This is a genomic window from Marinobacter sp. OP 3.4 (assembly GCF_036224885.1).
Lineage (GTDB): Bacteria > Pseudomonadota > Gammaproteobacteria > Pseudomonadales > Oleiphilaceae > Marinobacter.
Map to the genome: position 1 here is coordinate 1 of NZ_JAVVLT010000049.1, position 7176 is coordinate 7176.

The 7176-nt window shown below is 61.6% G+C and carries 5 protein-coding genes and 1 tRNA gene; all 6 read right to left on the bottom strand.

The genetic code is table 11. The features are described from left to right. Positions 1-153 precede the first annotated feature (153 nt). Complete coding sequence (locus RO069_RS08990) at positions 154-1017, bottom strand: rhomboid family intramembrane serine protease (protein WP_328186859.1); 864 nt, start codon at positions 1015-1017, stop codon at positions 154-156. Between the two features lie 5 nt (positions 1018-1022). Next, complete coding sequence (locus tag RO069_RS08995) at positions 1023-2033, bottom strand: metallophosphoesterase (RefSeq protein ID WP_328186860.1); 1011 nt, start codon at positions 2031-2033, stop codon at positions 1023-1025. A gap of 2 nt (positions 2034-2035) precedes the next feature. Further along, entirely contained in the window at positions 2036-2920 is an 885-nt protein-coding gene (locus RO069_RS09000) for an NAD(+) kinase (protein ID WP_328186861.1), read from the bottom strand. 135 nt (positions 2921-3055) lie between these two features. After that, entirely contained in the window at positions 3056-4318 is a 1263-nt protein-coding gene (locus RO069_RS09005) for a DNA repair protein (protein WP_328186862.1), read from the bottom strand. A gap of 209 nt (positions 4319-4527) precedes the next feature. Continuing rightward, on the bottom strand, positions 4528-6594 hold the full coding sequence (locus RO069_RS09010; protein WP_328186864.1) for an NADPH-dependent 2,4-dienoyl-CoA reductase: 2067 nt from the start codon (positions 6592-6594) through the stop codon (positions 4528-4530). Positions 6595-6971: 377 nt separating this feature from the next. Next, a tRNA-Asp gene (locus RO069_RS09015) sits at positions 6972-7048 on the bottom strand. Positions 7049-7176 lie beyond the last annotated feature (128 nt).

A 7176-nucleotide genomic window follows, 5' to 3' on the forward strand; every position in this document is an offset into this window, starting at 1 on the left:
TACAGAGATAACCACCTGTTTTTGCTGGCCATGTTATCTCTCTCATCAGGAGCTTCCGAGCTCATTTATGCCCCACCTTTTGGTGGGGCTTTTTTATGTCCGATATAAAGGTGCAGGATTCAGCGCGGCACAAATCACGCCGACTCCTGGTGCTCAGGCCGCCCGTTGCGGTCGAGGGGGCGGCATCAGAACGGCCATCAGCAAGCCCCCCAGGAAACCGCCCAGGTGCGCCTCATTGGCCATGCGACCGATTCCCAGCCACACCGGCAACGGGGTGAAACCAATGATCATCCACACCAGCGCAAAGGTCACCAGGGCCGGTGGAAACTGGAAACGGGGCTGCCGTTGCTGACTGAGCCAGCAGTAGCCCAGCACCCCGTAGACAACCCCCGATAACCCCCCAAACAGCGGCCCCGAAACCAGGTACTGCAGGGTGTTGGAGGCCAGGCTGGTCACCAGGAACAGCGCCAGGAAGCGCCCCCTGCCGTCCATCCACTCCACCTGGCTGGCCAGGAACCACAGCATCACCGAGTTGAACAGGATGTGCATCAGGCTGAAGTGGAGGAAGTCCGGCGAGATCAGGCGCCAGAGCTGGCCGCTGGCCAGGGTGTCGGTCATTGCATCCAGGCGCTGTGCAAACGTCTGCCAGTCGTTGTAGCGGGGATCCACGTACATGAACACCGCGGACATGATGTTTTCCCCGAGCCCGGTGAGCCAGGCAATCACCGCGGCCACGATGATCAGCCCGAACACCATCGGCGAATGCCGGGGCGCCGGCTGCCAGCGACCACCCCGGATCGGCGCCCGGCTGGCCTGGTCCACCCGGTCGCGGACATCGTCCCGGCTCATGTACTGCTCCAGCGCGGCCAGCACCGGTTCCGCATGGTCGGGGTTGTCCAGCCACAGCACCTGCACATCGGACTCCCGGGTGATCTGGTGCTTCACCCCCTGGTGTCCCAGCCAGGTGCTAAACCCGGACAGGTCGTCCCCGGTCTCCAGTTCCTTGATTCGATGCAAGCCGACTACCTCGCGACGCTGTCTTCGGTCTGGGTAGCACCGCTGATTTCCGGGCGCTCCACGTTCACGTAGACGAACTTCTCGGGCAACAGTTCCCGTTCGTCGTCCAGGCGATAGGCCACCAGCTTGCCGTATTTCACGGCGCTGTAATCCAGGCAGGCTACATTGGGTTTCAATGGGGCGGGCTCGCCCTCCATCCAGTAGTGACCGACAAAAACCGGGCGTTCACCCAGGGGATACCGGATGATCTCCGATCGTTCCTTCTCGGACAGCTCACGGCGGGCCACTTCCTCCGGCAACGGATCGGGCTGGAACACCACATCACCATAGGTGCGGGGATCCTCGGCCCAGAACTTGGTACGGAAGAACCTGCGGGTGTAGCCATCCCGCCCGGTAATCGTCGTGCCATCCGGCAGGGGCAGGTCCGTGCCTCGCAGCAGCGTATCCATGACCTGTCCGGCGAAGGACTCGATGGCCGCCGATGCATGCAGAAAATCCTCGTCGATACACGGGCTGCCCTGGGATGCCAGGAACTGGCGGATCAGGCGGTCGTCCCAGCAGGCATGGACCACCCGGAAGCGCTCCTCCTCGATGAACAGCGGCAGGGTGTAGAACCACTCCAGGAACTCGTTCCACTCCTGGGGATGGTGATCGAACTGCTCCAGGGTTTCCCGGATCAGCCGGTTATGGCGGGCATTGTGCTCCCGCAGGAATTCCTTGCCACTGCCGGGCCGGGCCCGGGTGCAGTAGCCCAGGGCATTGTATTCATGGTTGCCCATGACAATCCGGGCGGAGCCGTGCTCCACCATGTCCCTGACCAGGTGCAGGGCCTCGCGGATACGGGGCCCCCGGTCAATGATGTCGCCGATAAAGATCGCCTGGCGCCGGTCATGCTGGTAGACGCCGTTGCGCTTACGATACCCCATCTGCTGCAACAGGTGTTCGAGGGTACGGGCGCAGCCATGGATATCGCCGATGATGTCGTAGCCCCGGAAGGCGGGTCTTGCACTTGCCATGATTAACTCGCTGCTATCTCGCTGGCCCAACCGAGTTTCTCGCGGCAGGTGGCGTAGAAATTGTGATCCTTGGGGTGGATCAGCCGGATCTTGAAGGGCTTCTTGGTGATACGGATGATATCCCCCGGCGCGCAGGCAATGTCCATCTGGCCGTCAAAGCTGATCTGGGGATAGGTCTCGTTGGTATCGCCGATCACCAGTTTGATCTCGCTCTTGCCGTCCACCACGATGGGCCGGCTGCTCAGGGTATGGGGAAACATGGGCACCAGCACCACCGCATCCAGCTTGGGGTGCATGATGGGCCCGCCGGCGGACAGGGAATAGGCAGTGGAGCCGGTGGGCGTGGACACGATCAGACCGTCGGACCGCTGGCTGTAGACGAAATGGCCGTCGATATAGAGATCGAACCCGATCATCCGGGTGGACTTGCCCGGGTGCAGTACCACGTCATTCAGGGCACTGCCATAACCCAGGGGCTGGCCGTCCCGCTCCAGGTTGCCATCCAGCAGGAAGCGGTTCTCCTCGATATACTCACCCTGCAACACCTTTTCCAGGCGCGCTTCCAGCTCCGAGGGAGAGATGTCGGTGAGGAATCCCAGGCGACCGCGGTTGACTCCGAGAATGGGAATCTTGGACTTGGCCAGTTCCCGCGCCGCCCCCAGCAGGCTGCCATCACCGCCGACGACGATTACCAGGTCACAGATTTCACCCAGCAGCTTTTTGCTGGCCACCTGCAGGCCGTGACCGGGCAACATGCCCGCCGTGTCCTGCTCCAGGATCACCTGGTAGTTTTCATTGAGCAGGTAGGTCTTGAGGGACCTCAGCGTTTCGACCACCTTGACACTGCCCATGCGGCCGATAACACCGATATTCCTGAATTGATCCATTAACTCTCTCAGTCTGTCAGTCGCGATGTCTGGAGGCGTCCGGGGGCCGGTGATTCACTGGCCCATTCCCGGAAGCGTCCCATCATCTTAACGAATTACGGATCAATTCTGAAAAAGATTGTCCGGCGATGAAGGTTATTGGTGATCGTCGCAACGGTCATGCACGCCCGCCTTGAACTCACCGGGCTGGCTGATCCGCAGGACCGGCTGGCCACAGGTCTGCCCTTTCTTCCTGCCCGGGGCACGGCAGACAGGGTTCTCGTAGTGGTCGAGCCAGCGACGGTAATCCGGTTCCGAAAGTCCACACTTTTCCGCCGCGTAGCCGGTGGGATTCTCGAAGTAACGGCGCAGGTCGTTGTAGGGCAGGGTCAGGTGACCGACACCCGCGTGGTACCCCACCAGAAAAACCTTCTGGTCCTGCAGCTGGCGAATCAGGCTGTCCTCGTCCGGGGCCTTGTTGCGGGCTTCGCTGACCGCCTGCTCCAGCTCCCGGGTGCGCTCACCCATACTGTCCAGCTCCCGCTGCTTGCGCTCCAGTTGTTCGCGCAGCAGGACCACCTCCGCCTGGGCCGCTTCTTCCATACCCTGGGGCGCCTCCAACGCTGCCGTCCGGGCCTCGTCCAGCTGCTGGCGTAGTTCCTCCACCTGGAGGTCACGTCGCTCCAGGCGCTTCTTGACCTTCTTCGCGTCCAGCCTGGTCCGCTCCAGCTTTCGTTCCAGCTCGGTCATCTTTTCCTGCCAGGCGCGATGTTCGAGTCTCTGTTCCCGCTGCATGGCGGCCAGGGAATCCCGGTGGGCGCCCTGCAGGGTCTTGATACGCAGCCGCTGCTCGCGAATCATATGGGCCAGCCGGTTCCGCTGTGCCCTGGCCTCCTGGCTGGCCACCTCGGCGTCGGGCTTACCCAGCGCGGTACGCAACACGGGGATCTGCTCGTCGTCGGAGGGACTCTTGCGCTTGTATTTCAGATGGTTGGCCGTCACGGCCTTACGGATGGTCTGGAAGTGGTTGGACCCCGGCGTCATATCCGGATCCCAGAGCTCGGACTTGTAGCGCTTCTCGGGACACAGGCTGCGGCAGACCAGACGGATGGGCCCTGCCCCCATATCCGGGCCGGCCGAACCCTTCAGGGCCAGCGCCTCCACCGGAATGTTCCAGTGGCTGTCCGCGCGCCCTTCCTCGTCGAAATATATCCGGAAGAACACCAGCCCTCGCACCAGAAGATCGGAACCGATCTGCACGAACACTGCCTGCACGTCGGTGTCCGCCAGGTCCGACAGGCCCACGTAGCCATCCAGGAAGGCGTCAAATTCGGCGGCCCGCATCTGACGCGCCACCTCGATACCATCCATGAGGAAAACGGCGGAATATCCTTCTTCGGATGGATCGGCTAGAGCCATTCAAATCCTCCGGCTAAAAGAGACCTGAGTTACCAAAAATTGTGACGTCAGAGAGGTCACAACATTGCATCGGAACGTCTCAGTGTGACGACCAGCGTCCATTTTAGCCAGAGAGAGTCACTATCGGCAGCAGGGAACTGTGAGAATTTGTGATTGACTACCGCGGAACGGGCCGCCGATATCGGCAACCCGTCTCCAACGGATACAGGTTATAGCGAGGCGGCAAGCCGGCTGCCCTGATCAATCGCGCGCTTGGCGTCCAGCTCGGCCGCCACATCCGCACCGCCGATCAGGTGCACCGGCAGGTTGCTGCCCTCCAGTGCCGACTGGAGCTCCCGCAGGGGATCCTGTCCGGCGCAGAGCACAATACTGTCAACGGCCAGCACCCGGTCCTCCTCGCTCTCGCCCTTGCCGGCGATGGACACATGCAGCCCCTCGTCATCGATCCGCCGGTAGGTAACGCCCGGCACCATGTGCACACCCTTCATCTTCAGTGCGGAACGGTGGATCCAGCCGGTGGTCTTGCCCAGCCCCTTACCCACCTTGGACGTCTTGCGCTGCAGCAACCAGATCTCCCGGGCCGGTGGCGTGACATCCGCACTCACACCCTCGACACCGCCCCGATGCTCGACGGCCAGGTCCACGCCCCACTCCTTCATGAAGGCATGCTTGTCCAGGGACACCGACGCCCCCTGATGCACCAGGAATTCCGACACATCGAACCCGATGCCACCGGCGCCAATCACCGCCACCCTTTCGCCAATGGGCTTGCGGCCGGTCAGCGCATCGATATAGCTCACCACCCTGGGATGGTCGATACCCTCGATCTCCGGCGTGCGGGGCTTGATGCCGGTGGCCAGGACCACCTCGTCAAACCCGCCCTCACGCAGCGTATCGGCATCAACCCGCGCACCCAGGCGCACATCCACGGCAAGCTTCTCCAGCATGACCCGGTAATAACGGAGGGTTTCATGGAACTCCTCCTTGCCGGGAATCCGCTTGGCCAGGTTAAACTGCCCGCCGATCTCGTCCGCGGAGTCAAACAACGTCACCTTGTGCCCACGCTGGGCCGCCACGGTGGCAAAGGCCAGACCGGCAGGACCAGCGCCCACCACCGCCAGCTTCCTGGGGCTGTCCGTGGGCGTGTAGTTAAGCTCGGTTTCATAACAGGCGCGGGGATTCACCAGGCAACTGGTCAGCTTGCCACTGAAGGTATGGTCCAGGCAGGCCTGGTTGCAGCCGATGCAGGTATTGATCTCATCAGCCCGGTCTTCTGCCGCCTTGTTCACCAGATCCGAATCCGCCAGGAACGGACGGGCCATGGACACCATGTCCGCCTCACCGGTGGCCAGGATCTGTTCTGCCACGTCCGGCATATTGATGCGGTTGGTGGTCACCAGGGGAATACTGACTTCCTTCTTCATCCGCGCCGTGACTTCGGTAAACGCACCCCGGGGCACGGAGGTGGCAATAGTGGGCACCCGCGCCTCATGCCAGCCAATGCCGGTATTAATGATGGTGGCACCGGCCGCCTCGATGGCCTTGCCCAGTTGCACCACCTCATCCCAGGTACTGCCCTCTTCCACCAGGTCCAGCATGGACAGGCGGTAGATAATGATGAAATTGGGACCAACCCGCTCCCGCACCCGCCGAACGATCTCCAGGGGCAAACGGATACGATTCTCATAGCTGCCACCCCAGCCATCGGTGCGCTTGTTGGTACGGGCGACGATGAACTGGTTAATGAAGTAGCCCTCGGACCCCATGATCTCTACACCGTCATACCCGGCCCGCTGAGCCAGGGCCGATGCCGTCACATAGTCCTCGATCTGCTTCTCGATCCCGGCCTCGTCCAGCTCGTTGGGCGTGAACGGGTTAATGGGAGCCTGCACGGCGGAAGGCGCCACCAGTTGCGGATGATAGGCATAGCGTCCGGCGTGGAGGATCTGCATGCAGATGGTGCCCTCGGCCTCATGCACGGCCTGGGTGATCACCTTATGCTGATCGGACTCTTCCTCGGTGGTCATCTTGGCGGCGCCGGGGCCGACACTCCCTTCCACATTGGGGCCGATACCCCCGGTCACGATCAGCCCGGCACCACCACGGGCCCGTTCGGCATAGAAAGCGGCCAGGCGTTCAAAGCCATTGGGGCGCTCTTCCAGCCCCAGATGCATGGAACCCATCAGGGTCCGGTTACGGAGCGTGGTGAAGCCCAGGTCTAGGGGTTCCAGCAAATGGGGATAGCGGGCCTTGCCCGGTTGTTGTGAAGCGGTCATGTGGGGTCTCTCTATATCAATTTTAGTTTTTCGCGGCACCACCCAGGCTCGAGGTTCGGTGCCGGGGGCCGTTTTCCGGGACCTTCAAAAACATGGACGTTTTTGAAGAGCCTCCATGGACGGATCCACGGCGTGTCCCGGAAAACGGCACCCGGTACCGGACCATGCACCCGGATTCGCAATCTTCGCTGCTTTCACCAGGTGATGGACAAGGCGCCCATGTTCAGGATTCGACTAAAGTAGAGGTTCGCCCGATCAGGCTCAAGACTTACCGGACAATTTTTGCGACAGGTAAAAACCAGACAGGAACAACTACCCAAGAACAGGGGAGCTTCCAAGCAGGAAAATCAAAGAGGAACTTAAAAGGGGGAGAAAAATGGCGGAGCGGACGGGACTCGAACCCGCGACCCCCGGCGTGACAGGCCGGTATTCTAACCAACTGAACTACCGCTCCGCATTCTTGCTGTCCAGGCGCTGGCCTGTTTCAGCAACCCCCATTGACCAGGGAAAGCCAATGGCCCGGAAAGTGGTGGGTGGTGCAGGGATCGAACCTGCGACCCTCGCCTTGTAAGGGCGATGCTC